This is a genomic window from Collinsella aerofaciens (assembly GCF_015555045.1).
Classification (GTDB): Bacteria; Actinomycetota; Coriobacteriia; order Coriobacteriales; family Coriobacteriaceae; genus Collinsella; species Collinsella aerofaciens_W.
The window spans coordinates 21,157-43,972 of record NZ_JADNJQ010000005.1 but is presented as its reverse complement, the minus strand read 5'-3'; the positions used below and the strand labels follow the sequence as shown (position 1 = coordinate 43,972).

General features: G+C 60.3%; 25 protein-coding genes. 1 reads left to right on the top strand and 24 read right to left on the bottom strand.

What is annotated here, in order from left to right; all coding sequences use genetic code 11:
• Position 1 precedes the first annotated feature (1 nt).
• From I2E45_RS03055 to rpsP, 6 genes are read right to left on the bottom strand one after another with little or no spacing between them, the layout of a single operon-like run.
• A complete protein-coding gene (locus I2E45_RS03055) occupies positions 2 to 913 on the bottom strand; it encodes a glycine--tRNA ligase subunit alpha (protein ID WP_006236091.1) in 912 nt (303 codons plus the stop codon).
• A 59-nt stretch (positions 914 to 972) separates the two neighbouring features.
• On the bottom strand, positions 973 to 1,536 hold the full coding sequence (gene lepB, locus I2E45_RS03050) for a signal peptidase I (RefSeq protein WP_195444193.1): 564 nt from the start codon (positions 1,534 to 1,536) through the stop codon (positions 973 to 975).
• A gap of 2 nt (positions 1,537 to 1,538) precedes the next feature.
• The gene (gene trmD / locus I2E45_RS03045; RefSeq protein ID WP_117745952.1) at positions 1,539 to 2,297 is read right to left on the bottom strand and encodes a tRNA (guanosine(37)-N1)-methyltransferase TrmD; all 759 of its coding nucleotides are present in this window, start codon (positions 2,295 to 2,297) and stop codon (positions 1,539 to 1,541) included.
• A 10-nt stretch (positions 2,298 to 2,307) separates the two neighbouring features.
• Entirely contained in the window at positions 2,308 to 2,799 is a 492-nt protein-coding gene (gene rimM / locus I2E45_RS03040) for a ribosome maturation factor RimM (RefSeq protein ID WP_226812527.1), read from the bottom strand.
• Positions 2,800 to 2,833: 34 nt separating this feature from the next.
• Positions 2,834 to 3,079 carry a KH domain-containing protein gene (locus I2E45_RS03035; RefSeq protein ID WP_171021534.1) on the bottom strand — a complete coding sequence of 82 codons (246 nt, stop codon included), beginning with the start codon at positions 3,077 to 3,079 and terminating at the stop codon, positions 2,834 to 2,836.
• 42 nt (positions 3,080 to 3,121) lie between these two features.
• Complete coding sequence (gene rpsP, locus I2E45_RS03030; protein ID WP_195444191.1) at positions 3,122 to 3,463, bottom strand: 30S ribosomal protein S16; 342 nt, start codon at positions 3,461 to 3,463, stop codon at positions 3,122 to 3,124.
• 201 nt (positions 3,464 to 3,664) lie between these two features.
• On the opposite strand from rpsP, the gene dinB reads away from it, so the two are divergent.
• The gene (gene dinB / locus I2E45_RS03025) at positions 3,665 to 4,918 is read left to right on the top strand and encodes a DNA polymerase IV (RefSeq protein WP_195444189.1); all 1,254 of its coding nucleotides are present in this window, start codon (positions 3,665 to 3,667) and stop codon (positions 4,916 to 4,918) included.
• A 75-nt stretch (positions 4,919 to 4,993) separates the two neighbouring features.
• On the opposite strand, the gene I2E45_RS03020 is transcribed toward dinB, so the two are convergent.
• From I2E45_RS03020 to I2E45_RS02935, 18 genes are all read right to left on the bottom strand, one after another.
• Positions 4,994 to 5,734, bottom strand: coding sequence for a transposase (locus I2E45_RS03020; protein WP_040359946.1), 741 nt, complete (start codon positions 5,732 to 5,734; stop codon positions 4,994 to 4,996).
• Between the two features lie 137 nt (positions 5,735 to 5,871).
• Positions 5,872 to 6,327 carry a ribosome silencing factor gene (gene rsfS / locus I2E45_RS03015; protein ID WP_035138582.1) on the bottom strand — a complete coding sequence of 152 codons (456 nt, stop codon included), beginning with the start codon at positions 6,325 to 6,327 and terminating at the stop codon, positions 5,872 to 5,874.
• Between the two features lie 27 nt (positions 6,328 to 6,354).
• Positions 6,355 to 6,888, bottom strand: a complete 534-nt coding sequence (yqeK, locus tag I2E45_RS03010; protein WP_193221482.1) for a bis(5'-nucleosyl)-tetraphosphatase (symmetrical) YqeK — start codon at positions 6,886 to 6,888, stop codon at positions 6,355 to 6,357.
• Positions 6,889 to 6,975: 87 nt separating this feature from the next.
• Positions 6,976 to 7,653: a nicotinate-nucleotide adenylyltransferase gene (nadD, locus tag I2E45_RS03005; protein WP_055285119.1), complete on the bottom strand. Its 678-nt coding sequence runs from the start codon at positions 7,651 to 7,653 to the stop codon at positions 6,976 to 6,978.
• 3 nt (positions 7,654 to 7,656) lie between these two features.
• Positions 7,657 to 9,123: a GTPase ObgE gene (gene obgE / locus I2E45_RS03000; protein ID WP_195444187.1), complete on the bottom strand. Its 1,467-nt coding sequence runs from the start codon at positions 9,121 to 9,123 to the stop codon at positions 7,657 to 7,659.
• Between the two features lie 85 nt (positions 9,124 to 9,208).
• Positions 9,209 to 9,466 (bottom strand): 50S ribosomal protein L27, encoded by a 258-nt coding sequence (gene rpmA, locus I2E45_RS02995; RefSeq protein WP_006236075.1) that lies wholly within the window; start codon positions 9,464 to 9,466, stop codon positions 9,209 to 9,211.
• Between the two features lie 33 nt (positions 9,467 to 9,499).
• A complete protein-coding gene (rplU, locus tag I2E45_RS02990) occupies positions 9,500 to 9,874 on the bottom strand; it encodes a 50S ribosomal protein L21 (RefSeq protein WP_035138585.1) in 375 nt (124 codons plus the stop codon).
• 67 nt (positions 9,875 to 9,941) lie between these two features.
• Positions 9,942 to 10,754: a TIGR03936 family radical SAM-associated protein gene (locus I2E45_RS02985; RefSeq protein WP_195444185.1), complete on the bottom strand. Its 813-nt coding sequence runs from the start codon at positions 10,752 to 10,754 to the stop codon at positions 9,942 to 9,944.
• The gene (locus tag I2E45_RS02980; RefSeq protein ID WP_055309861.1) at positions 10,751 to 12,628 is read right to left on the bottom strand and encodes a TIGR03960 family B12-binding radical SAM protein; all 1,878 of its coding nucleotides are present in this window, start codon (positions 12,626 to 12,628) and stop codon (positions 10,751 to 10,753) included. The genes I2E45_RS02985 and I2E45_RS02980 overlap by 4 nt, the downstream gene beginning before the upstream one ends.
• Before the next feature lie 10 nt (positions 12,629 to 12,638).
• Positions 12,639 to 13,568 carry a YcjF family protein gene (locus tag I2E45_RS02975; protein WP_195444183.1) on the bottom strand — a complete coding sequence of 310 codons (930 nt, stop codon included), beginning with the start codon at positions 13,566 to 13,568 and terminating at the stop codon, positions 12,639 to 12,641.
• A 17-nt stretch (positions 13,569 to 13,585) separates the two neighbouring features.
• Complete coding sequence (locus I2E45_RS02970) at positions 13,586 to 14,812, bottom strand: FtsW/RodA/SpoVE family cell cycle protein (RefSeq protein WP_195444181.1); 1,227 nt, start codon at positions 14,810 to 14,812, stop codon at positions 13,586 to 13,588.
• 9 nt (positions 14,813 to 14,821) lie between these two features.
• Entirely contained in the window at positions 14,822 to 16,891 is a 2,070-nt protein-coding gene (gene mrdA / locus I2E45_RS02965) for a penicillin-binding protein 2 (RefSeq protein ID WP_195444179.1), read from the bottom strand.
• 13 nt (positions 16,892 to 16,904) lie between these two features.
• Complete coding sequence (locus tag I2E45_RS02960) at positions 16,905 to 17,471, bottom strand: rod shape-determining protein MreD (RefSeq protein ID WP_117745941.1); 567 nt, start codon at positions 17,469 to 17,471, stop codon at positions 16,905 to 16,907.
• An 11-nt stretch (positions 17,472 to 17,482) separates the two neighbouring features.
• The gene (gene mreC / locus I2E45_RS02955; RefSeq protein WP_117770377.1) at positions 17,483 to 18,424 is read right to left on the bottom strand and encodes a rod shape-determining protein MreC; all 942 of its coding nucleotides are present in this window, start codon (positions 18,422 to 18,424) and stop codon (positions 17,483 to 17,485) included.
• Positions 18,425 to 18,502: 78 nt separating this feature from the next.
• On the bottom strand, positions 18,503 to 19,534 hold the full coding sequence (mreB, locus tag I2E45_RS02950; RefSeq protein WP_006236061.1) for a rod shape-determining protein: 1,032 nt from the start codon (positions 19,532 to 19,534) through the stop codon (positions 18,503 to 18,505).
• Positions 19,535 to 19,661: 127 nt separating this feature from the next.
• Positions 19,662 to 20,966: a tetratricopeptide repeat protein gene (locus tag I2E45_RS02945; RefSeq protein WP_229058796.1), complete on the bottom strand. Its 1,305-nt coding sequence runs from the start codon at positions 20,964 to 20,966 to the stop codon at positions 19,662 to 19,664.
• An 11-nt stretch (positions 20,967 to 20,977) separates the two neighbouring features.
• A complete protein-coding gene (locus I2E45_RS02940; RefSeq protein ID WP_195444177.1) occupies positions 20,978 to 21,520 on the bottom strand; it encodes a peptidylprolyl isomerase in 543 nt (180 codons plus the stop codon).
• Between the two features lie 107 nt (positions 21,521 to 21,627).
• Positions 21,628 to 22,770, bottom strand: coding sequence for a zinc ribbon domain-containing protein (locus I2E45_RS02935; RefSeq protein WP_195444175.1), 1,143 nt, complete (start codon positions 22,768 to 22,770; stop codon positions 21,628 to 21,630).
• Positions 22,771 to 22,816 lie beyond the last annotated feature (46 nt).

Below are 22,816 nucleotides of genomic sequence, written 5' to 3'. Positions count from 1 at the left end.
CTTACGCCACCTCGCCTTCCTGATCGGCATTCTCGTTGACTCCGGCGACCTCGGCCATGTAGGCCTCGCAGCACGCCTTGGCGACGGCGCGGACGCGCAGGATGTAGTTGGCACGCTCGACCGCGGACAGGGCGCCGCGAGCATCGAGCAGGTTGAAAGCGTGGCTGCACTTCATGACGCAGTCATATGCCGGCAGCGGCAGCTTGCGCTCCAGGCAGGAATGGCACTCGGCCTCGTAGTCGTCAAACTTCTGACGCATCATCTCGACGTTGGCGACCTCAAAGTTATAGGCACTGAACTCGCGCTCGTTCTCGAGGAACACGTCGCCATAGGTCATGGGCGTGCCATCGGGCAGGTAGCTCCACACCAGGTCGTAGACCGAGTTAACGCCCTGGGCGTACATGGCGATACGCTCCAGGCCGTAGGTGATCTCGACGGGCACGGGGTCGACCTCGATGCCGCCCACCTGCTGGAAGTACGTAAACTGCGTGACCTCCATGCCATTGAGCCAGACCTCCCAGCCAAGGCCCCAGGCGCCGAGCGTCGGGCTCTCCCAGTCGTCCTCGACAAAGCGGACGTCATGGTCGTTGGGGTCCAGGCCAATGGCGGCCAGCGAACCCAGGTAGAGCTCCTGGGCGTTGACCGGCGAGGGCTTGATGAGCACCTGGAACTGATAGTAGTGCTGCATGCGGTTGGGGTTCTCGCCGTAGCGGCCGTCGGCGGGACGGCGGCAGGGCTGTGCATAGCAGGTGCGCCACTCGGCGGGACCGAGCGAGCGCAGCGTGGTCGCGGTATGGAAGGTACCGGCACCGACCTCGGAGTCATAGGGCTGCATGATGACGCAGCCCTGCTCGCCCCAGTACTGCTGGAGGCGCAGGATGATGTCTTGGAAGGAAAGCGATGAAGCGTTCATGCCTCTAATATCCCCTCGTCGAAACGATTACACGGTTAGGTACTGTACTATAGCGGTTTTTAGTCGATAGCGCCGATGCGGTTGAACGGCCAGTAGCGCACAAGCGCCACTGCGATCAAATCAGAGCGATCGACGGGACCAAAATAACGTGAGTCGGCAGAGTTTTCGCGATTGTCGCCCATCACCCACACGCACCCGTTGGGAACCGTGTAGGGATAGCTTACCTGAGCGCCGGGCGCTTGGACCGAAAGCGGCCAGCTCATGCCCGTCGTATAGTCCTCGTCGAGCGCTTGGCCGTCAACGACCACCTTGCCATCCTGCAGGTCGACCGTCTGGCCGGCCGTGGCAATAACACGCTTGACAAGAACATCATGCTCGGAGGTGCCATCGGGGTTGTGAAACACCACGATATCACCCTGCTTGACGGGCTGACCGAGCTCGAGGCTCACCTTTTGTGCCAGGATCTGGTCGCCAATCTCGATCGTGGACTCCATGGAGCCGGTGGGCACCACAAAGGGCTCGACCACAAACGAGCGAATCAAGAAGGTGGCCACGAGCGCGATCGCGATGACCGCGATCCACTCAAAAGCGCCCCTCAACGCGGAATGCTGCGATGGAACCATTCTCACTCCTCGCTCTGCGAATACGCAGCGTCCAAAATCTCCTGCGCGTAAGCGCGCTCCTGGGGCGTAAGGCGCGCCGTCTCGATCAGATCGGGACGCCAGCGGCAGGTGCGCTCGATGGCGTTCTTGCGACGCCAGGCATCGACCTTGGCATGATCGCCACTCACGAGCACCGGCGGCACGCCCTCGCCGTTGAACTCGGCAGGACGGGTGTACTGCGCGTACTCGAGCAGTCCTCCGTCCTCGGCGGTCGAGAACGACTCGTCGACGTTGCTCATCTCGTCGCCCAGGGCGCCGGGAATCAGGCGTACGACGGCATCGGCAACGACCATAGCGGGAAGCTCGCCGCCCGTAAGCACGTAGTCGCCGATCGACAGACGCTCATCGGCATACGCATACGCGCGCTCGTCGACGCCCTCGTAGCGACTGCACACAAACAGCAGGCGCTCACTTTTGAGCAGGCGCTCGGCCACATGCTGCGTAAAGGGCTCGCCACAGGGGGTAAAGAACACCACAGTGGGCTTGGGACCCTCTGCGCTAATGGCCTCGATGGCCTCGGCGATAGGCTCGACCTTCATGAGCATGCCCTGCCCGCCGCCGTACGGCTCGTCATCGACGGTACGATGGCGGTCGTGCGTCCAGTCGCGCAGGTTATACGCCTTAAAATCAAAAAGGCCGGCCTTGCGGGCGCGGCCCAAGATCGATGTGGACATGACGGGCTCAAACATCTCGGGAAAGACCGAAAGGGTCTCGATCAGCATGTTGTCCTCCCTACTTGTCCATATCGATCAGGCCGTCCATAACGTGGACGGAAATTGTTCCTGTGTCGGGAAGATCGAGCACGACCTGCTCGATCACGGGAATCAGCACCTCGCCGTACCGATCACCCTCGACAACCCAAACATCGTTGGCGGGCGTCGACATGATCTCGACGATCGTACCGAGCGAACCGAAGCGCTCGTCGACCACCTCGCGACCCATCAGGTCGGTATAGGCAGCGTCGAGCGAATCGAGCTCAAAGTCGTCACGATTTGCCAGCACGTAGCATCCCGTGATGCCCTCGGCGGCCGTCAAGTCGTCAATGCCCTCAAACGAGACCAGATCGCCATCGCCCGTATCGGTGACGGACACGACCGTGCAAAAGCGGTCGCGCTTGAGCGCCGGCGGCGTCAGGGCGACGCGCATACCCGGCTCTAATACAGAAGGAAGCCCCCGCAGCGGCTGCGCGAGGACCTCCCCCTTCCTTCCGTGCGGCTTGACCACACGGGCGATGTTTTTGTACTGGGACCTCAAGGTCCTAGCCCAGAACCTCTACCTCGACAGCAGTGTCGAGGCGAGCGGCCAGTGCACGGGCGAGCGTGCGAATGGCCTTGATGGTACGGCCACGACGGCCGATGACCTTAGCGACATCATCCTCGGCGACCGAAACCTCAATCGTAGAGGCGTCGTCACCATCGATGACCTCAAGGCTCACGGAATCCGGGTCGTCGACGATCTGAACAACGAGATATTCGACGAGATCGGCGATGCGATCTGAGAGCATTGCCTCACCCTCGAGCTGTGCAGCGTCAACCTCAGGCACGATTTACTCCTCGGCACCCTCAGCGGCCTCAGCGGCAGCCTTAGCGGCCTCGACCTCTTTGGCGAGCTGCTTCTTGGACTTCTTGACGACGGTCTCGGTCTTCTCGCCCTCGTTGGCGGCCTTGACCAGAGCGGCGACGGCGTCGGTGAGCTGAGCGCCCTTTGACTGCCAGTCGGCGATCTTCTCGAGGTCGAGGTTGATGGTCTTGGGGGCGGTCATCGGGTTGTAGCGGCCAACCTCCTCGATGATACGACCGTCACGCGGGGCGCGGGAATCGGCGACGACGACACGGTAGTACGGACGCTTCTTAGCGCCGTGACGAGCAAGGCGAATCTTGACTGCCAAAGGAAACTCCTCCAACCAAGCAGCTTTAGGCTGCAACTACAAACAAACAGTTGAACATAATACGCCATCGACGCGGGCAGGTGAAGTCCGTGAGACCAACTTCTTCGGTGTAGTCGAGGGCAAATCCATATCTTAGACAAGAATTCGGGATTTGCAAGCACATACACGCACCCCACATGAGCTGCGCGGTATACTCATGACATGGAAAGACGCGAACATACATACGGTTATGAGGATGCCATGGGCGTCACGCCGCCTCCCTGGACGGGTCCGGCGGTGGGCCTCATGGACCTCGATGCGTTTTTTGCGAGCGTGGAGATGCTCGACCATCCCGAATGGCGCGGAAAGCCGCTCATCGTGGGTGGCAATGCCGATTCGCGTGGCGTCGTGTCCACGTGTTCGTATGAGGCGCGTCGCTTTGGCGTGCACTCTGCCATGGCCTCGGCCGAGGCGCGGCGCTTGTGCCCGCAAGCCATTTGGACGCACGGGCACTTTGATCGCTACCGCGAGGTGAGCGCGCAGGTCATGGCGATTCTCGCCGACGAGACCCCGCGCGTTGAGCGCGTATCCATCGACGAAGCCTTTATCGATATCACACCGGGTCGCTTTGCGCCCGAAGACCCGCTGCTGGTTGCGCGGCGTATAAGCGACCGCGTGGCAGCGCTGGGAGTGACGTGCTCCATTGGCGTGGGCTGCAACAAGACGGTCGCAAAGATCGCAAGCGAGCGGGATAAGCCGTTTGGGCTGACCATCGTGCGCCCCGGAACCGAGCAGCGCTTTTTGGCCGCGCTGCCGGTATCTGCCATGAGCGGCATCGGGCGCTCGGCCGAGGAGCGACTGCGCCGCATGCGCATCTACACCCTCGGCGAGCTATCACGTGCACCGGAATCCACCTTGGCCTCTATTTTTGGCGTCAACGGCGAACGCATGCGCCAGCGTGCGCTGGGACTCGAAATCTCCGAAGTCACGAGTCTCGATGAGGAGCGTGAGGTCAAGTCGGTCAGTAATGAACGCACCTTTGCGAAAGATTTGACTGAGCGTGGGGATATTGAGGCGGCGATTGCGCTGCTGGGTGAGTCGGTGGGACGCCGTCTGCGCCGTCAGGGGCTGACGGGTGCCACGGTAACGCTCAAGCTCAAGTATTCGTATGGAAGCGGGCGTACGGCACAGCGCCGGCTGCCTCATCCAACCGACGATGAGAACATCTTCGTGGCGGTTGCACTCGAACTGCTCGACAACATCTGGCAGGAAGGAATGCACGTGCGCTTAGCAGGCATCGGCATGAGCGACTTTGACCATCAGGGCGGCATCCAGACTGACCTGTTCTGCGAAGTCGATGACCGCGGGGCCCAATCCAGCGACCGACGCGACCTCTCCGTCGCCATCGACGCCGTCCGAGACAAATTCGGCGACACCGCCCTATCCTTCGGCCGCCAATCCCGCTTCAACGATTAGCCCCTTAAGCAAAAAGAAAGGCGGGCAGCTGCGAATGATTATTCTAGGACGGGGATTTTTTAATCATTTGGAGCGTCATTTCGCCCTTTGAATGATATTGGTCCCAATTCCCGTCAGACGCGAAATCTGGTCAATCGTAAACCCCCGATGCCTCAACACTGCCAGAAGACGATTTCGCTCTGATTTCGGCAAAGTTTTAAGCTGATAAGGCTCATGCGGAGCCAAAAGAGCCCGGGCAACTTCCAGCGCATCCATATCGGAGATATGCTTACCTTCGGGCATAAAATAGGGATTAGGCTTGCCGTCGGTACTCGAAAGATAAAACGCTTCCGTACCCCCAAACAGATTGAGAATACCTTCACAATCACAAATTTCGGGATGAGAGAAATACTCATGGAAGCTGCTCCAGCGATACAGAGGAGCAGAAGAAATACCTGCTTTTGCAGGATTGTCGTGTATGTATCGGACGCAACGGAGCAGCTGTTTGTCGTCAGAAATGATCACACTCTTGAATCGTTCCTGGAACACCGGTCCGCGGCGGCCGGTTTTTTGATTGAAGTGTTTCGCATATGCCGTATCAATCGCATGCATAGCAACGCTCATCTGATTATCGAGATCATCAAATAGCAGGTGAACATGATTGTCCATGAGGCACCAGGCAAGAAGACGAATATGAGCGGACGTAAATCGTCTGTTCAATAGATTGAGAAAATAAAGGCGATCGTCATCGTCTTCGAAGATCAGCTGACCAGCACAGCCCTTGAGCATGACGTGATAATGGCCGAGTTCGGACAACGCACGGGCAACACGAGTCATCGAAACCCTCCCTTCCAAGGATGCAGTAGTCACAGCATACAAAAGGAAAGGAAGAAAAAGGCCGAACCGCCCAACAAAGGTGAGCGGTTCGGCAAACGGTAGCAATGATTATTTTATCCCCGTCCCAGAAAAATCATTTAGAGGAGGTTGAGGGGGAGCTGGGGGGCGTCTCCCCAGAGTTTCTCGAGGCGGTAGAAGTCGCGGGCTTCGGGAGTGAAGACGTGGACGACAACCGAACCATAGTCCATGAGCATCCAGGTCTTCTGCTCGCGGCCCTCGATGGAGAACGGATGCTCGCCGCAAGCCTCGGCGACCTTCTCCTCGATCTCGTCGACGATAGAATCGACCTGACGGTTGTTGGTACCGGTGGCAAGCACAAAGTAGTCACATACGTCGGAAAGCTCGGTCAGGTCGAGCACCTGAACGTCCTCGCCCTTCTTGTCGTAGGCGGCCTGCGCGGCGGCGCGGGCGACATCCTCGGCAGCGACACCGCTCGCGGACAGCGAGGCGGCAGTGCGGTCGGACGTGGCAACGAAACTCTTGTGCTCCACGCCTTCAAGAATCTGCTCGTCGGTCATGGTCTCGTCGGCCATGGAATACCTCTTTCTAGACAGCCCGAGCTAGCGCAGCTGGGCGTAATGGTTGTAAATCGTAATAGCCGTGGGATAAAGATAGCGCCCGGACTGGATCACATAGACCAGACCCTGCGCAAAACAGGAGAAGAACAACTCATCGAGCGTCGACTCCCCCACCATCTTGCGCAGCGCATGGGCATAATCGCCGTGGCGGTTGGGTTCGATGGCATCAGCCACAAAGACCACCATATCGAGCGGCGTCATGTCGCAAGCGCCCACGGTGTGACGGTCGACAGCCTGAAAGACCGCCGGCGACAGCTCGGGAAAAAGCTGCGGAAGTTCATAGGCGGCAACAGGGCCATGCAAAAGCGGCGTCGCGGCGGAAGGAGAGCCGGCAATCTTAATGCCGTAATGCAGAGCGCGCGTGACCAGCTCATCGTCGGAGAGCACTTTGTCCCAGTCATGGATCAGGCCGGCGGCAGCGGCATCAAAGCGGTCAACGCCGTAGACCTCGGCCAGATGAAGTGCGGTCTCGGCAACACCCAGCGAATGCACATAGCGCTTGCGCTTATCCTTCATGCGAACATCAAGCAGCTCTTGAATGCGCTTGAGCAGCGCGCGCTCATCGCCCTCAAACTGATCCTCTACCGACAACGTAGACCCCCATCACTCAAAATCTTCTTGGCCCAAATCGGCATATAGCCTGCGTTTGCGAATGTAGCCGAGCACGGACTCGCTCGTAAGATAGCGCACGCTCATACCGCGGGCAACTCGCTTACGAATGTTCGTCGAGCTGATCGCCAACGCTGGAATCTGAATATAGCGCACGTCGAACGGCAGCCCCGACTCTTTGATTCGGGCACGCGCCGTATCGATATCAAAGCCCGGTCGTGTCGCCGCAATAAAGGTAGCAAGCTCAGCGATTCGTTCGGCATCATGCCAGGTCACGATATCGATGATCGCGTCGGCGCCCGTAATAAAGTAGAGCTTTACCTGCGGCGGGTAAAAGTCGCGAAGGGCATGAAGCGTATCGGCCGTATAGGTTACGCCCGGGCGGTCGATCTCGAACCGGCTCGCCAAAAAAGCCGGGTTCGCGGCGGTGGCGAGGACCGTCATGGCATAACGGTCCTCGGCAGGCGTCACCGGCTTGTCAAGCTTAAAGGCAGGAGAACCCGCCGGCATAAAGAGCACAGCGTCCAAGTCGAGCGACTCGCGCGCCTGCTCGGCGGTCACCAGGTGCCCGTAATGGATGGGATCAAAGGTGCCACCCATAATGCCGAGCCTAAACTCCTGCCCGTCCTCTAGAGGAAGCTCGGGCAGACCGATTCCACCGCGCAGCGACATGGCTTACTCGCCCTCCGGTGTCTCGGTATCGCCCGCGGCATCCGCCGCATCGACAACCTCGACTCCCTCATCCGCAGCATCGGCCACGTCAATGGCTTCAACGGCAACGTCCTCGCCAGCATCCTCGAGCTCCTCGTACTCCGAGAAGTCCTCGGCGCCCTCAAAGTCAAAGGCGCGCTGGCAAATGCGGACCTCGTCGCCCGCACGGCAACCGGCCTTCTCGAGCGCGTCGTCAACACCCATACGCGCAAACTTATGCTGCAGGTAAATGACGGCTTCCTCGTTTTCCCAGTCGGTCTGGATGACCATACGCTCAATGGCACGACCGACCACGCGGAAGGCACCGGGCTCTTCCTGAACAATGCGGAAACGCTTCTCACGCTGCAGGCGACGGCGCTCCCACTCATCGTCGCGCAGAACGACCGGCTCATCCGAGACAGCCAACTCGGCGCGCAGCTTAGCCACCTGCTCGCCCACGGCAAGCATCAGCGTGTTGAGGCCGGCGCCCGTCACGGCAGACACGGCAAAGAACATATGTCCATCGTCGAGCGCTGCGCGCTTGAGGCCGGCAATCTTGTCGGCCGTGCCCGGCGCATCGCACTTGTTGGCAACGACGATCTGCGGACGCTCCGAAAGCTCGGCGCCATACTGCTCGAGCTCGCGGTTGATGATGTGGTAATCCTCGACCGGATCGCGATCCTCAAAACCACCCGTCATGTCGACGACGTGCATGATCAGGGCCGTACGCTCAATGTGGCGCAGGAACTGGTGACCCAGGCCCTTACCCTCGCTCGCGCCTTCGATAAGACCGGGGACGTCGGCAACGACGTAAGAATATTCACCGGCACGCACCATGCCGAGGTTCGGCACGAGCGTGGTAAACGGGTAGTCAGCAATCTTGGGACGGGCGGCACTCATGCGCGCGATGAGCGATGACTTACCCACGGAGGGAAAGCCCACGAGCGCGGCATCGGCCATGAGCTTCATCTCGAGCTCAATCCAGTGCTCCTCGGCCGGCTCGCCCAGCTGGGCGAACGCGGGCGCGCGGCGCACCGACGTCACAAAGTGCGTATTGCCGAGACCACCGGCGCCACCAGGGGCCACGACAACGCGCTCGCCATCATGCACCAGATCGGCAATCTCGAACATCGGGGTCTGCGTCTCGGGGTCGAGCTCGCGCACCACGGTACCCATAGGGACCTTGAGAATCAGGTCCTCGCCGCTCTTGCCGTTACGACGGGCACCCTGCCCGTGCGTGCCGCGCTCGGCGCGAAAGTGATGCTTAAAGCGGTAATCGATCAGCGAAGACAGCTGAGCATCGGCCTGGATGACGACATTGCCGCCACGACCGCCGTCGCCGCCATCGGGGCCGCCCTTGGGGACAAATGCCTCGCGCCTAAACGACATGCATCCGGCTCCGCCGTCGCCGCCGCACACGTTAATGCGGCTGATATCGGTGAACTGTGACAACAGAATCGCCTCCTACAAAAAAGAGGGAGACCCTTGAATCCTAAAACTCAAGTGCCTCCCACATATGTGCTCTATGAAGGGTGAATTACGCGTTCGCGAGCGGGCGTACGCTGACCCTGTGCTTGATACCCTTGTGGAACTCAACGGTACCGTCGACCAGCGCGAACAGCGTGTCGTCCTTACCACGGCCAACGTTCTCACCCGGGTGGATGTGCGTGCCGTGCTGACGGACGAGAATCGTGCCCGTGGTTACCGTCTGGCCGGCATAGCGCTTCGTGCCAAGGCGCTGACCGCGGGAGTCACGGCCATTACGGGAGGAACCGAGTCCTTTTTTGTGTGCCATTGTGTATACCTACTCTTTCGTTACGAGTGTAATCTACTCGGCGACGGGAGCCTCGGCAACAGCCTCAGCCTCTGCCTTGACAGCCTTCTTGGCGCGGGAGGTAGCCTGAACCTTCACGATCTTCAGCTTGGTGAGCTGCTGACGGTGACCCTTCAGACGACGATAGCGCTTGCGCTTGTGGAACTTGAAGACCAGCTGCTTCTCGCCCTTGAACTGCTCAACGATCTGAGCGGTAACCTTGGCCTTGGCCAGCTTGTCGGGATCGGTGACGATCTTCTTACCATCGTTGAGGAAGATAACCGGCAGGGTGACCTTGTCGCCCTCATTGCCCTCGATCTTCTCGACGGTGATGACATCGTCGGTGGCGACCTTGTACTGCTTGCCGCCCGTGTTAACGATTGCGTACATGTTTACTTGCCCTTCATGCATCAGTTAGTGCAACAGCCGAATATAGTAGCAGGCGAAAATACCCCCGTCAACGAGTATGTGGAGCAAATCCACAAGTTCGCACAGGTATGGGGCTGACGAGTCGGCCCTCGTCGTCCTCGCATGCTTGATTCTGACGCTCGACATCGTAGGAGCAGATGGTCACGAGGTCTTGCATACCGGTGGAAACAATAGGTGCATCCACGCCCGGGGTCAAGCCCTGCAACAAAACATCAGCAGCAGAAAGCAAAATTTCCGGACGCATGGAGCCCTCGTTGTCGGCATGGGTGTCGAGCATGAGCACCAAATGGTCTGGGCGCTCCCCCGCCGTGAGCTCATAGCCCACGAGCGTGTGATCCAAATCCAAGCGCTTGCTCTTTTTGCCGCGCGCGTAGTCGATGCCGTGGCCCGCGCGCAGCGTGTCGATCGCACGACGCACCTCGTCGGCGCTTACGGGCGCCTCGGGATCCAAGTGCAGGTCGATGCGATACGACAGGCGCGTGAGCTGCGCCGTCAACGCCGGCGTGCGCACGTCGATGTACGCCGCCTCGATGGGCGCCAGATCGGCCGGAGACGCCGCAGCCAGGCGCCCAAACGCCTCGTCGAGCGCCACGAACTCGGTCATAAACAGGTCATACCACTCGCAGGTCGACGACGTACCCACCGGCAGCGCCGAAGAGAAGCCCACGCGCATGTGCGGAGAGAAGCCCTGCGTGACGGCATAGGGAAGTCCCGCACGGCGCACGATGCGCTCAATGGTATGGATTACTTCGAGATGGCCCAGGTACTTAAGGCGATCGCGCTTGCCATAGCGAACACGAAGCCTAAAGAGCGAGGAGTTGTCGGTCAGGCGCTCACTCATGCGCGATCACCCATCAATACATTCTTGGCGTGGAGCGTGGGGCAGATCCCGCAGCCGGTGCACGACGTGCGGGTACAGTCGGGAGTCGTGACGCCCTCGAGCGAGCGACGGTACTCGCGCTCGAGGAAGCCGCGCGTGCAGCCGGGGCTCACGTGCTCCCACGGCAGGCGCCAGTCCAACTCGTAGGGCAGGTGCACGAGCTCATTGAGGTCGATGCCGTTTTTGGCAGCAGCCTCCTTCCAGTTATCGAGCGAGAAATGCTCTACCCAGGCGTCAAAGCGAGAGCCCGAGCGCCAAGCATCGATGATGACGGGCGTCATGTCGCGACCGGCGCGGGACAGCGCGGCCTCGATGAGCGAAGTCTCGGCATCGTGGTAATGCACGCGGACGGCACGGTTGCGAACGCTCGTGATAAGCAGCTTCTGGCGACGCTTGACGTCGTCGTAGTCGAGCTGCGGGCACCACTGGAACGGCGTGGCAGCCTTGGGGATAAAGACCGAAACCGAGATGGACACCGAGATCGAGCCGCGACGAGCCTTGGGCACCACGGAACGACCGAGCTCCAGCACGTGATCGGCCAGATTGGCGATGGCCACGATGTCCTCGTCGCGCTCACCGGGAAGGCCCATCATAAAGTAGAGCTTCATACGGTTCCAGCCGGCCTCGAAGGCCGCCTTGGCCGCACGGTCCAAGTCCTCCTCGGTCACGTTCTTGTTAATGATGTCGCGCATGCGCTGGCTGCCGGCCTCGGGCGCGAACGTCAGGCCGCCCTTCTTTTCGCCGGCGACCGACTCGGCCATATCCACGCCAAACGAATCCAGGCGCTGCGACGGAATAGACACGCGAATACCCGTATCCTCCAGGCGACGGTTGAGCCTGCCGAGCACGTCGCGAATGCAGGAGTGGTCGGTCGTGGAGAGCGAGGTCAGCGACACCTCGTCATAGCCGGTCTTTTCCAGACCCTGAATCACCGACGAGACGATCTGGTCGGCCGAGCGCTCGCGCACCGGGCGATACGTCATGCCGGCCTGGCAAAAACGACAGCCGCGGGCGCAGCCGCGCAGGATCTCGATAGACAGGCGGTCGTGGACTAGCTGCGCATAGGGTACGCACGACTGCGACAGCGGATTCGTGGCGCCGAAATCCTCGACGACGCGTTTGTAGACCACAGTAGGCGCATCCTTGCCTTCACGCGGCACGGTGTAGCCATGCGGCGAGCAGGGCTCGTCGTGACGAACCTCATAGAGCGACGGCACGTAGTTGCCGGCAATGGATGCAAGCTGCTCAACAATCTGCGCGCGCGGGACCCCTTCGTCACGCAGGCGGCGATGCAGCTGGCAGGTCTCGAGCAGCGATTCCTCGCCCTCACCGATGAGGATGGCATCGAAGAAGGCCGCGTACGGCTCGGGGTTGTACACCGAGGGACCGCCGGCGATGATGATTGGGTCGTCTTCACCTCGGTCGGCCGCTAACAGCGGAATGCCAGCGAGGTCCAAAGCCTCGAGGAAGTTCGTCACCGCCATCTCGTGCGGCACATGCAGACCGACGATATCAAACGAAGCGACCGGCGCTGCACCCTCGAGCGATAGCAGCGGAATACCCGCCTCGCGCATGGCGTCGCCCATATCGGGCCACGGCACATAGCCGCGCTCGCAGGAGATGCCCTCGGCCTGGTTAAGGATGTTGTAGAGGATGGCGATGCCCTGGTTGGGCAGACCGACCTCGTACACATCCGGATAGATCAGGCAGCAACGGTAGTCGGCATCGGCCTTGGAAAGCGTGCCCCACTCGTGATCGATATAGCGGCTCGGCTTCTCGACCTTGGCGAGCAACGGCTCAATTAAATGAAAACAGTCTTGGTATGCAACGCGCAACGGAAAACCCCTAAGCAGCGAGATCGGATGCGTCTTGGTAGGACGCCATAGGACGGGTAGCGCCCGCGACCGTGGTCACCAGATCGCGAACGCGGGAGAACGTGGCAGTGACCACCTCGTTGGCACGGCTGTAGTCGACATCGCGCTCGTAGAGCGAAACAAGCGCACGGCCCATGCCGTAGGTGCCCGCGGCAGCAGTGAGCGCCTTGACGGCAAACCCAATATGCGGCGTCTGTTTGACGAGCGCGCGGGTGACCGCGCGGATCACAAGACCGCCGGCAAGCACGCCCGCGACCTCGTAGCCGCGCTCAGGCTTAATGCCGCATCCAAAGACGGCAGCGAGCTCAAAGAGCATGCCCACCTGCGCCAGCGCCATAACGGGATAATCGGCGCCCGGCAAAAACACCAGTGCACCGGTCGCCATATTGGTGAGCGCACACGAGGTGATGATACGATTGGCGGCCGCGATGCGCATGAAGGCAAAGTTCGCCGCAAAAGCCGTTTCCTTGTCGGTGCGATCGAGAATCCAGCGGGCAAGCGTCTCGAGCAGATACGTCTTATCGGTTGCCGCTACCACGCCAAGCATGGGCGTGGACTCCTCGATAAACGGCACCTCCACAGCAGACTCGGCAAGCACGCACACGGGCGCGCCGGCGATCACGAGCTCCTGCACGGCACTCTCCAAGCGGTCGGAACCACACGAGAGCACCAGCACCACATCGGTATCGGTCTTTGGAGCAATTCGCTCCTCCCCCAGACGCTCGACGCGCACAATGCCCGAGGTCGTCTGCGGCACAAAGGCGTCACGCACCGTCTCGGCCAGAAAGCGCGAGGCGGACGAATCCAGATAGACCGAGACGCGCACAGGTGTATCGGAATCCTTCTTAACGGACGCGCCCATCTTAAAAGCGCGGGTCAGCTTATCTACGGGAATTTTCATGGCAAACCCCTCCAGCGTTACGCGGCGCCCGAACGATGCCGCCATATGGATTGTACGATACCCACCGTCAGCAGCTGAATCATCATCGAAGACGAACCGAAGCTAATAAATGGGAGCGGAATACCGGTAATCGGCATCACGCCGATGCACATGCCGATGTTTTCGAAGGTCTGGAACGCCCACATGCCAACGATACCTACGCATGATAAGCGTAGGAACAGAGACTCGCACTTAAAGGCAACGCGGATCGTCGAGAAGATGAGCAGCACGTACAAGCACAGCAGCAAAAAGGAGCCGCAGAAGCCAAAGGTCTCGGACAAAAAGGCGAAGACGAAATCGGTATGAAACTCGGGCAGAAAGCCGCCGGCAGACTGCGTCGCATGGCCCAAACCCTTACCAAAGAAGCCGCCCGAGCCAACAGCGATAAGCGACTGCTGCAGGTTGTAGGCATCGTCCGAATCGGCATTATCGGGGTCGATAAAGACCGTCAGACGGTTCATCTGATACTGCTTGATGAGCACATCGTGGCCGAGCAACGAATCAAAGACCGAATCGAGCGCCAGGACGAGGGCCACCAGGCCCACGAGCAGGGCCAGGGTCGACAGCACCCATTCGCGGCGTGCACCGCTCATACAAATGACGATGGCGCCCGAAACCAGCACGACCAGGCCCGAGCCCAGGTCGCCCATGGCGACGACGGCCAAAAACGGAATGGACAGCATGCCGCAGAGCTTGACGTAGTCGCGAACGGTATCGATGCGGCCGTTATACTGCGATCCAAGCGTAGCAATAAAGAAGATGGTGATGAGCTTGGCAAGCTCAACCGGCTGGAATGTCAAGCCGATACCGGGAATCTTGATCCAGCCCGTCATGCCCAGACCGCCCGTATAGGACAGACCCGGAATCTTGGGCGAGAGGATCACGATCAGGTCGATGGCGAGCAACGCCGTCGAGAAATTGGAAATACCGCGCAGATCGGTACGCCAGACCAGCACCGCCAGCACCGCTCCGATGCCAATTCCCAGCAGATGGCGTGAGAACGAGGCATCGGCCTTAAACTGCGAAGCCGACCAGATGATGATGGCACCGTAGGCGACGAGCGCCACAGTAGCCACGAGCACACCGATATGCACCTTTTGGCGAAACGTGCCGCGCGAGGCCGAAAGTTGCTTGTTGACGCGGTCCAGGCTGCTGCGAGAGCCGGTCTTGGTTGAACGGAACAGATCCGCCGGAGAAAAATCCATCGCAACCTCCTATCGAACCGAAGAATCGCCCGAGGCCGAAGAGGTATCGGGCTCGTCATAAATCACACCGAGCACGTCGCGCACGACATGCATCGCGGTATCTGAGCCGCCGCCGCCCTGCTCCAGGACAGTAGCGATGACATACTTGGGATCATCGGCCGGTGCATAGGCGCAGAACCACGCGTATTCGTCCTCGCCGCTTTTCTCGCCCGTGCCCGACTTGCCGTATACCTGGGGCGTCAGGGTGCCAAAGTGAGCCGCCAGGGACGTCGATGCCGTGTAAATCACGTCGTGCATGCCGTTGCGAACAAGAGCCAAATCCGAATCGCTGTTGATCTTGGCCTCCAGGCGCTTCTTCTTGCCCTTGCCGTTGTACTTATAGGCATCGCCGTCGCCATCGCGCGACACGGCAGACAAAAACACGTGAGGCACGTACTGTTTGCCGCCGTTGGCAAGACCCATATAGGCGCACGCCATCTGCAGGGGCGTCACCAGGATGTCACCCTGACCGATGGCAATGTTGGTCATATCGCCGGCATTCCACTTGCGGTCCTCGGCAGATGCGTCGGTGAAGTACGACTCTTTCCACTCGGCATCGGGAATACGGCCCGCGCCCTCACTCGGCAGATCGATACCGCAGGTCTTGCCTAGACCCCAGCGACGAAAGACCTCCTGCAGGCCCTCGGGATGTTGCTCGTCATAAAAGAACGCCTTGCCCATGTCGTAGAAGACGGGGTCGCACGAGTTGGCGATACCCGACTGCAGCGTCATGGTGCCGTGGCCAGACGTCAGCCAGCAGCGCTTGCCCCAAGCCTTGCCCAGGCCCGTCCAATAGCCCGTGCAGTTGGTTGTCTGCGTTGAAGTGTAGGTTCCAAACTCAAGACCGGCCAGCGCCGAGAGCGGCTTGATGGTCGAGGCCGACATGTACTGTCCGCTAATGGCGCGGTTGAGCAGCGGGTGCGAACCCTTGTCATCATTGAGCTCGGTCCACACGTCATTTGAGACGCCGCCGATAAAGACGGACGGATCGAACTTGGGCTCGCTCGCCATGCCCAGGATCTCGCCATTGTTGGGATCGAGACACACCACGGCGCCGTTACCGGCATTGCTGTAGCCAGTGGTCTTGGCAAGCTCGATAGCGCTCGCCAGTGCCGCCTCACAGGCCTGTTGGATCTTAAGGTCGAGCGTGAGCTTAATGTCAGAGCCGGCCTTTGCGGGTACGGCGCCGGCCTGACCGGTCACATTGCCCGAGGCATCGACCTTGACGGTCTGCTCGCCACGAATACCCTGCAGCAGGTTTTCGTAGTAGCTCTCAACGCCCGCCTGGCCCACGATATCGCCCGACTGGTACGTAATCTTGCCAGCAGAAGCATCATCATCGCCAGAGGTTTTCTTATTCTGGGCCTCGAGCTGCTCGGAGGTAATGGTGCCGGTATAGCCCAAGATATGGCATGCCGTCTCGCCGTATGGATACTGGCGCTCGGTACGCTCGGCAATCTTGACGCCCGGGAACTCGCCGGCGTGTTCCTTGATATAGGCAACCGTGGAGCGACGGACGTCCGTCGCGATGGTATGCAGGCTCTGAGCGCCCTCTGTATTGTCCTGAATATTGCGAAGGACCGCCACATAAGGCATTCCAAGCACGTTGGCAAGATGGCGAACCAGAACCTCATCCTCGGCAAGGTCGCGGTAGGCCACGACAGCAAGTGAGGGACGGTTCTGGACAAGCGCCACGCCATTGCGGTCGAGGATGCGGCCGCGCACAGCGGGTGTGGTAACGGTGCGAGTCTGATTACTATTGGCCTGCTTCTCGTAATAGTCCGACGAGACCATCTGCATGCCCCACAGCTTGACGGCAAGTGCCGCAAACATCGCGCCCACACCCGTGGTGAGGATGGAAAAGCGGCCCTTAAAGGCGGTCGCCGCGGTATTGCCCTCGCCCTCGGTGGCGCGCGGGGCCGTTCCATGCTGTGTATCGTAGGTAAAACGGGAATCGCCTCGACGCATGATGACCAGCGCGACCACGATGGCCACAACCAGCACGATACCGGCGATAATAACCGTCATCTGGGAAGACATCTACGGGCCTCCCCTATTTGAGCTTGCGGGTCTTGGGCTTAAAGCGCATACCCGTCTGGCGTCCGCCACGTGCGGAGAATCCATAGCCGGACTGCGGCACGACGCCGGACATCAAAAACGGAATGGCAACCAGACCCGTCAGGATCGAGGACGGCAGCGCATGGCCGAAGATCGCCACGACAAAGCTCGTCTCCAAACCCATAAACAGCAAGATGATGCTGTAGATCACATTAATGACGAGCGCGAAGGCGCCCACAGTGATGCCGCGCGCACTCGGGGTACCGCCCGTCTGACCGACGGCGCTGTGCACCAGGGCAAAAGAACCCACGGTCAGCAGGAGCGACATAACGCCCACCGGCACGGCAGCGGACAGGTCATAGAACAAGCCGCTGCAAAAACCGCACACGACGGCACGGGTCGGGTCGCCCGAGAACACGCTTAGGCACACCAGGATAATCATGAAGTTGACGCGACCGCCCGCAATGGAGATCTGCGGTGCCAGGCCTGCCTGCAGCAGCACGCACACGATGGCGGCGATTACAAACGTACGGGAGCTCATCCCCTGCTCGTGTAGATCCATGGACATGCCCCCTATTCGCTCGAGCCGGAATCGGTCGTCTCGGACGCGTCGGAACTGTCATCCGAACTCTCGTCCTTCGTCTTGGTCGCAGCGTCGCGCGACGTTCCCTGCGGCGTGCTATTAGCGGTGCTCACGTCCTCATCCGAAGCCGACTGTTCGTCGGTCAGCGAGGTGATGACCAGCACTTCCTCGTTGTTCTCGGCCGTGGTCTGAGCGCGCACCACAATGGTGTAGTACACGTCGTTTGCCGACTTCTCAACCGACGAGACGGTGCCGAGCGGTAGACCCTTGGGGAATACACCGCCAATGCCCGAGGTCACGATGATGTCGCCAACCTTAACATCGGAGTCGACGCTCACGTACTCAAGACGCAGCGTGCCGTCAGCCTGACCCTGCAGCATGCCCTGGGCGCGCGTGTCCTGTACCATGGCGGACACACCCGAGTTCTCGTCGCCAATAAGGCGCACGGTAGAGGTCTTGGCCGATACCTCGATAATCTGACCGATAACACCGGCAGAACTCGTCACGGGCATGTTGATGGTAAGGCCGTCGGCAGAGCCCTTGTCGATGGTTACGGTCGAGGTCCAGGCATCGCCCGAGGCACCAACGATACGAGCAGCGGTCGATTTGAGGTTGTAGGTCGACTGCAGGCCGACCAGCCCCTCCAGACGCTCGGCGGTCTTTTGAGCCTCGGAGAGCTCAGCAACCTTAGAGGTCAGCTCCTCGTTTTGCTTCTTAAGCTCGTCGAGCGTGTCCTGCGACGCCGTAAGGTTAGAGAACACGTTGCCGATCGCATTGAAGGGGGCCGCCACAGCCGAGCCCACAAAGCGCACCGGCGAGGTAATCGTCGTCACGCCCGAACGCACGGCATGAATCGGTCCTGCCTCGCCCTCGCGGATGTAAAACGTGAGCAGCAACACCGAAATCAGGCTGAAAACAATCAACGGGCGCATACCCGTTGATTGTCGCTTGGTATTCAGATTTGTGGAGAAACCCGAAGATCGTGCCAAATGGAATCCACCTTTTGGAAATTAAGCATTGGTCTGGACGAAGCCGCCATCAAACGCATTGGCCTCGAGCACGCGGGCACAGCCGTTAACGACGTTATCGAGCGCCGTGGGGCTGACGTTGACCGAAACACCGGTCTCATCGCGCAGGCGCACGTCGAGACCGCGCAGCAGCGCGCCGCCACCAGTCAGCAAAATACCGTAGTACATAAGGTCCGAGGCAAGATCGGGAGGCGTAGCGTCGAGTGCGTCCTTGACGGCCTTGGCCATCTCGTCGAGCGGCTTGTTGAGCGCGCGACGAATCTCCTCGCTCTCGATGCGCACGGTCTTGGGCAGACCGGTGATCACGTCGCGGCCGTTGACCTCGACGTCGAGCTCGTCCTTGAGCGGCACGGCGGAGCCGACCTTGATCTTGATGTCCTCTGCCGTACGCTCGCCGATGGCCAAGTTGTAGGCATCACGAACGTGCGTGAGGATGGCCTGATCGAACTCGTCGCCGGCAATACGGATGGACTGCGAGACGACGATGCCACCCATAGCGATAACGGCAACCTCGGTGGTACCGCCACCGATGTCGATGACCATGGAGCCGGTGGGTTCCTCGACGGGCAGATCGGCGCCGATAGCGGCGGCCATAGGCTCTTCGATCAGATAGGCCTGGCGAGCGCCGGCCTGGATCGTGGCCTCAAAGACGGCACGCTTCTCGACCGACGTGACACCGGAGGGAACGCAGACGACAACGCGCGGACGCGGGGTCCACGGATAGCGCTTCTCGGACGCCTTGTCGATAAAGTAGCGAAGCATAGCCTCTGTAACATCGAAGTCGGCGATGACGCCGTCCTTCAGGGGACGAACGGCCACGATGTTGCCGGGCGTACGGCCGAGCATGCGCTTTGCCTCGATACCGACCGCCAGGATGCGCTCGTCGTTCTTGTCGATGGCGACTACAGAGGGCTCGCGAATGACGATGCCCTTGCCGCGCACGGAGACAAGCGTATTGGCGGTGCCGAGGTCGATGGCAAGATCGCCCGCATAGCTACCGAAGAACATATCCATCAAAGAAAACAACGCAACTCCTGATGTGTTGGATGATTGCTGGAAAACTACTAGCTCATCATACTAGCGCAAGCCCGGCACCTCACTTGCGGTGAAGCGCCGGGCAAAGCTAAATCCCATAAGGTCACTACTGGTTGTCAGCAGCCGAGAAATCCATATCGAGCGAGGAAACGGCCCAGCCGATATGGTTGTCGGAGCGCACGAATTTGACGGTGTACTCCTGCTCGCCGCCCTTGGACAGCGATGCCTTCACCTTAGCGGTCGTCTCGGTCATGGACTGATCCATGCCTTCGACGGACACAGTGGCACCCTGCGGAATCGAGGAGATGATCATCGACTTAGCGTCCTCGGACAGGCTCGAGGCCAGGCAAGACTCGGCCTTTGCCGTGTCACCGTCGCCGGCAGCCTGGAACAGATCGGAAACGACAGACTCCTGGGACGGGAAACCAAAGCCGCGCGTGTAGGCAAAGCCCAGACCGCCCACGGCGATCAAAATGAGCAGAAGCAGCACGATGAAAACTTTGAGACCCGTGTGGCGGTGGCGACGACGGACCTTGGCCTGCTTACGATCCTGACGGTCCTGCTGGACCATCTCGGACTCGGACAGCGTAAAGAAGCCGGTGTCCGAGGGATCGGGCATAAACTGACCGGTCGCGCCCGTAGGATCGAGCGGATCGACGGCAGGAACGTCCATCGCGGGCGCCGGAGCCGTGGCCATAGCCGTCTGGGCAGACAGCGCGGCAAGCGAATCGTGCACGCGGGCAAGCTCATCGGCCTGCTCGGAGGTGAGCTGGTAGATACCATCGGCAGTAGCGGCGTTAAAGGCGTCGAGTGCGTCGGAGGGACGGCCGGCGGCAGAAAGCGCCTGACCCATGCCGGCGTTGAGCGCACGCGTGTCGTCGCGGGGGCCGGCAAAGTCGATAGCCGTACGGTAGGTCTCCACGGCATCCGCCGGACGGCCGAGCTTAATGAAGCAACGACCGAGCTCGCCGAGTGCGGCGGCAGGAGCCGGATTGGCGCCGTCGATGGCAGCCTGACGGAAAGCAGTACCCGCGTTGGCATAGTCGCCCGACTGGAACAGCGCGTTACCCAGGCCCAGATAGGCCTTGAACGGCGTGGCATAAGAAGCGTCCTGCGTAGCGGCAGAGAACGCCTGAGCGGCCGTCGTGTAGTCGCCCACGGCGGCGAGTGCCTTGCCGCGGTTGGTGAGCAGCGCGCCGCACTTGCCATAGGTGCCGTCGTTGAGGGCGGCGGCATAGGCCTCGGCGGCCTCGGCATACATGCCCAGGTGCATCAAGGCGTTGCCACGAAGGTGATCGGCCTCGCCCATAATCTCATCGGGAGTTTTTGCCGCCCCAAGCATCTGGGCTGCAGCGGAAAAATCACCCGCGCGGTAAGCGGCACGGCCCTGTTGGATCAGCTGGCTATTCAAGGAAATCCCCTTTACTCGTGAACGATCTCGACATGGACGATCTCGTCGCCGGCACGCAGCTGCGAAATCACATCGAGACCCTCGACCGTGGTACCAAAGACGGTGTAACCGGAATCGAGGTTATGCTGGGCGCCCAAGCAGAAGTAGAACTGCGAACCCGCGGAATCGGGATCCATGGAGCGTGCCATGGCAAGGGCGCCATCGACATGGCTGTTGCGCGGATTGGTGGCAAACTCGCCCTTGATGCAGTAGCCGGGGCCACCGGTACCGGGCATGCCGTCGGGGCCCTCAAGACCGGCAGCGACGTCGGCGCCGGACATATCGCGGGTATTGGGGTCGCCGCCCTGAATGACAAAGCCGGGCACATAGCGATGGAACCTAAGGCCATCATAGAAACCCATCGTGGAAAGCTCGCAGAAGTTCGCGACATGAATGGGAGCGCCCTCGCCGTCAAACTTGACCTTGATGGTACCCTTCGACGTCTCGATAACGGCGCACTCGTCGCCGGCAAGCTGATACTCAGGCGTGTAGAGCTCTTTCTTAAAACCAAACATGTGGTTCCTTCCTCGTGCGTTTAAAGCATATTTGTACGAATTGTAGCAATAAGCATGCGCTTACATCAATTGCGCACGTAGGTTATGCCGACTATGGCGAACTAATTTTAGGAACGCTGCTGCGGCTTCCAGGAACCCACATTGGCGTCGTACTGGTTCAGCGCGCTGTTGCCACTCTGCGCGATGGGCGCCAGGATCTCGCTTTGGTGGGAACTCATCGACTCGCCATCGGGAATGGCCAGCGAGATGTCCCAGCTCTGGCAAATCACGTCGACGCGCTCATACATCCACTCGGCAAGCTGCTTTAAGTGGGCGATGTCGTCCGCATAGACCGTATCGTCCTGATACTTAAGGTTGTTGAGCTCATCTTGCGTCTTTTTGATCTGGTCGCGCAGGGCGTAGGCACTCTGCGACAGCTCCTGACGGGTGGACAGCGGCGTTCGAAGATAGCCGTTGTTAAAAGAATCGATGACCTCGCCGATCTGGTCCTCGTCACCGTAGGACACGATGGTCTGATACAGACCGTCGAGCCTGGTATAGAGCTGATCATCGGTGAGCACGGTTTCTTCCTGGACCACCTCGGCAGAATCGTCCTGCTTGGTATCGTCCTCAGTCGCCTCACCCTTTTGGCGCGTAGGGAAGGTCGTCTGCGCGGCCTGGCCAAACTGGTCATAGAAGCCGGGCATAACACCCATGGGATCGGTCGTCACGAACCAATAGGCACCGCCACAAACGACAGCAAGGACCGCGATGACGATGAGCGGCTTGGGGATATGACGCTTGTGCTTGTGATAGGCGTCCTCGTCGGGATGCACTTTGCGCTTGGGTTTTTGAGCATCGTCATGCAGGGAAACGGGCGTGGGAATATCGACCTTGGGAATACCGAAATCCTTATCGAAAGCCGGCAGCACGCAGGTCTCGTTAGGATCGGCGGCGTCCGAAAGAACCGCGGCAGCCGAGGCAGGCGCATGCGGCACCTCGGTATCGATCTGCTCTTGCGTTAGGCGCGGAAAGCCCGCCGTGCGGCCCGCTGCCAGGTCGGATGCGGCCGCGTCCTCGGAGAGGATACCCGGAGCGGGGCGTCCGCATTTGGGGCACGTACGATCATGCGGAGAAAGACGGGCACCGCAGCCCTCACAGAACACGAACTCGGTGTGCTCGGGGCCATCGCCCGGACCCACATAGGCGTTGCAGTAGGGGCAGAACGAGGCGCCGTCCTCGATAGTCTTAAGGCAATGCGGGCAGATCACGGCATCCTCTTTTCGAAGCAATTCAAACAATCGAGGATAGAGCATA

Coding starts and splice junctions, on each gene's coding strand:
- mreB (WP_006236061.1), bottom strand. CDS start 19,534: ATGGATATGTTCTTCGGTAGCTATGCGGGCGATCTTGCCATCGACCTC.
- I2E45_RS02940 (WP_195444177.1), bottom strand. CDS start 21,520: ATGTTTGGTTTTAAGAAAGAGCTCTACACGCCTGAGTATCAGCTTGCC.
- yqeK (WP_193221482.1), bottom strand. CDS start 6,888: ATGAAGGATAAGCGCAAGCGCTATGTGCATTCGCTGGGTGTTGCCGAG.
- I2E45_RS03020 (WP_040359946.1), bottom strand. CDS start 5,734: ATGACTCGTGTTGCCCGTGCGTTGTCCGAACTCGGCCATTATCACGTC.
- trmD (WP_117745952.1), bottom strand. CDS start 2,297: ATGCTGATCGAGACCCTTTCGGTCTTTCCCGAGATGTTTGAGCCCGTC.
- I2E45_RS02960 (WP_117745941.1), bottom strand. CDS start 17,471: ATGGATCTACACGAGCAGGGGATGAGCTCCCGTACGTTTGTAATCGCC.
- nadD (WP_055285119.1), bottom strand. CDS start 7,653: ATGTCGCTGCGCGGTGGAATCGGTCTGCCCGAGCTTCCTCTAGAGGAC.
- I2E45_RS02985 (WP_195444185.1), bottom strand. CDS start 10,754: ATGAGTGAGCGCCTGACCGACAACTCCTCGCTCTTTAGGCTTCGTGTT.
- lepB (WP_195444193.1), bottom strand. CDS start 1,536: ATGGTTCCATCGCAGCATTCCGCGTTGAGGGGCGCTTTTGAGTGGATC.
- rsfS (WP_035138582.1), bottom strand. CDS start 6,327: ATGGCCGACGAGACCATGACCGACGAGCAGATTCTTGAAGGCGTGGAG.
- rplU (WP_035138585.1), bottom strand. CDS start 9,874: ATGTACGCAATCGTTAACACGGGCGGCAAGCAGTACAAGGTCGCCACC.
- I2E45_RS03055 (WP_006236091.1), bottom strand. CDS start 913: ATGAACGCTTCATCGCTTTCCTTCCAAGACATCATCCTGCGCCTCCAG.
- I2E45_RS02975 (WP_195444183.1), bottom strand. CDS start 13,568: ATGAAAATTCCCGTAGATAAGCTGACCCGCGCTTTTAAGATGGGCGCG.
- mreC (WP_117770377.1), bottom strand. CDS start 18,424: ATGCGCCCGTTGATTGTTTTCAGCCTGATTTCGGTGTTGCTGCTCACG.
- I2E45_RS03035 (WP_171021534.1), bottom strand. CDS start 3,079: ATGCTCTCAGATCGCATCGCCGATCTCGTCGAATATCTCGTTGTTCAG.
- I2E45_RS02970 (WP_195444181.1), bottom strand. CDS start 14,812: ATGGATTTTTCTCCGGCGGATCTGTTCCGTTCAACCAAGACCGGCTCT.
- rpmA (WP_006236075.1), bottom strand. CDS start 9,466: ATGGCACACAAAAAAGGACTCGGTTCCTCCCGTAATGGCCGTGACTCC.
- mrdA (WP_195444179.1), bottom strand. CDS start 16,891: ATGTCTTCCCAGATGACGGTTATTATCGCCGGTATCGTGCTGGTTGTG.
- dinB (WP_195444189.1), top strand. CDS start 3,665: ATGGAAAGACGCGAACATACATACGGTTATGAGGATGCCATGGGCGTC.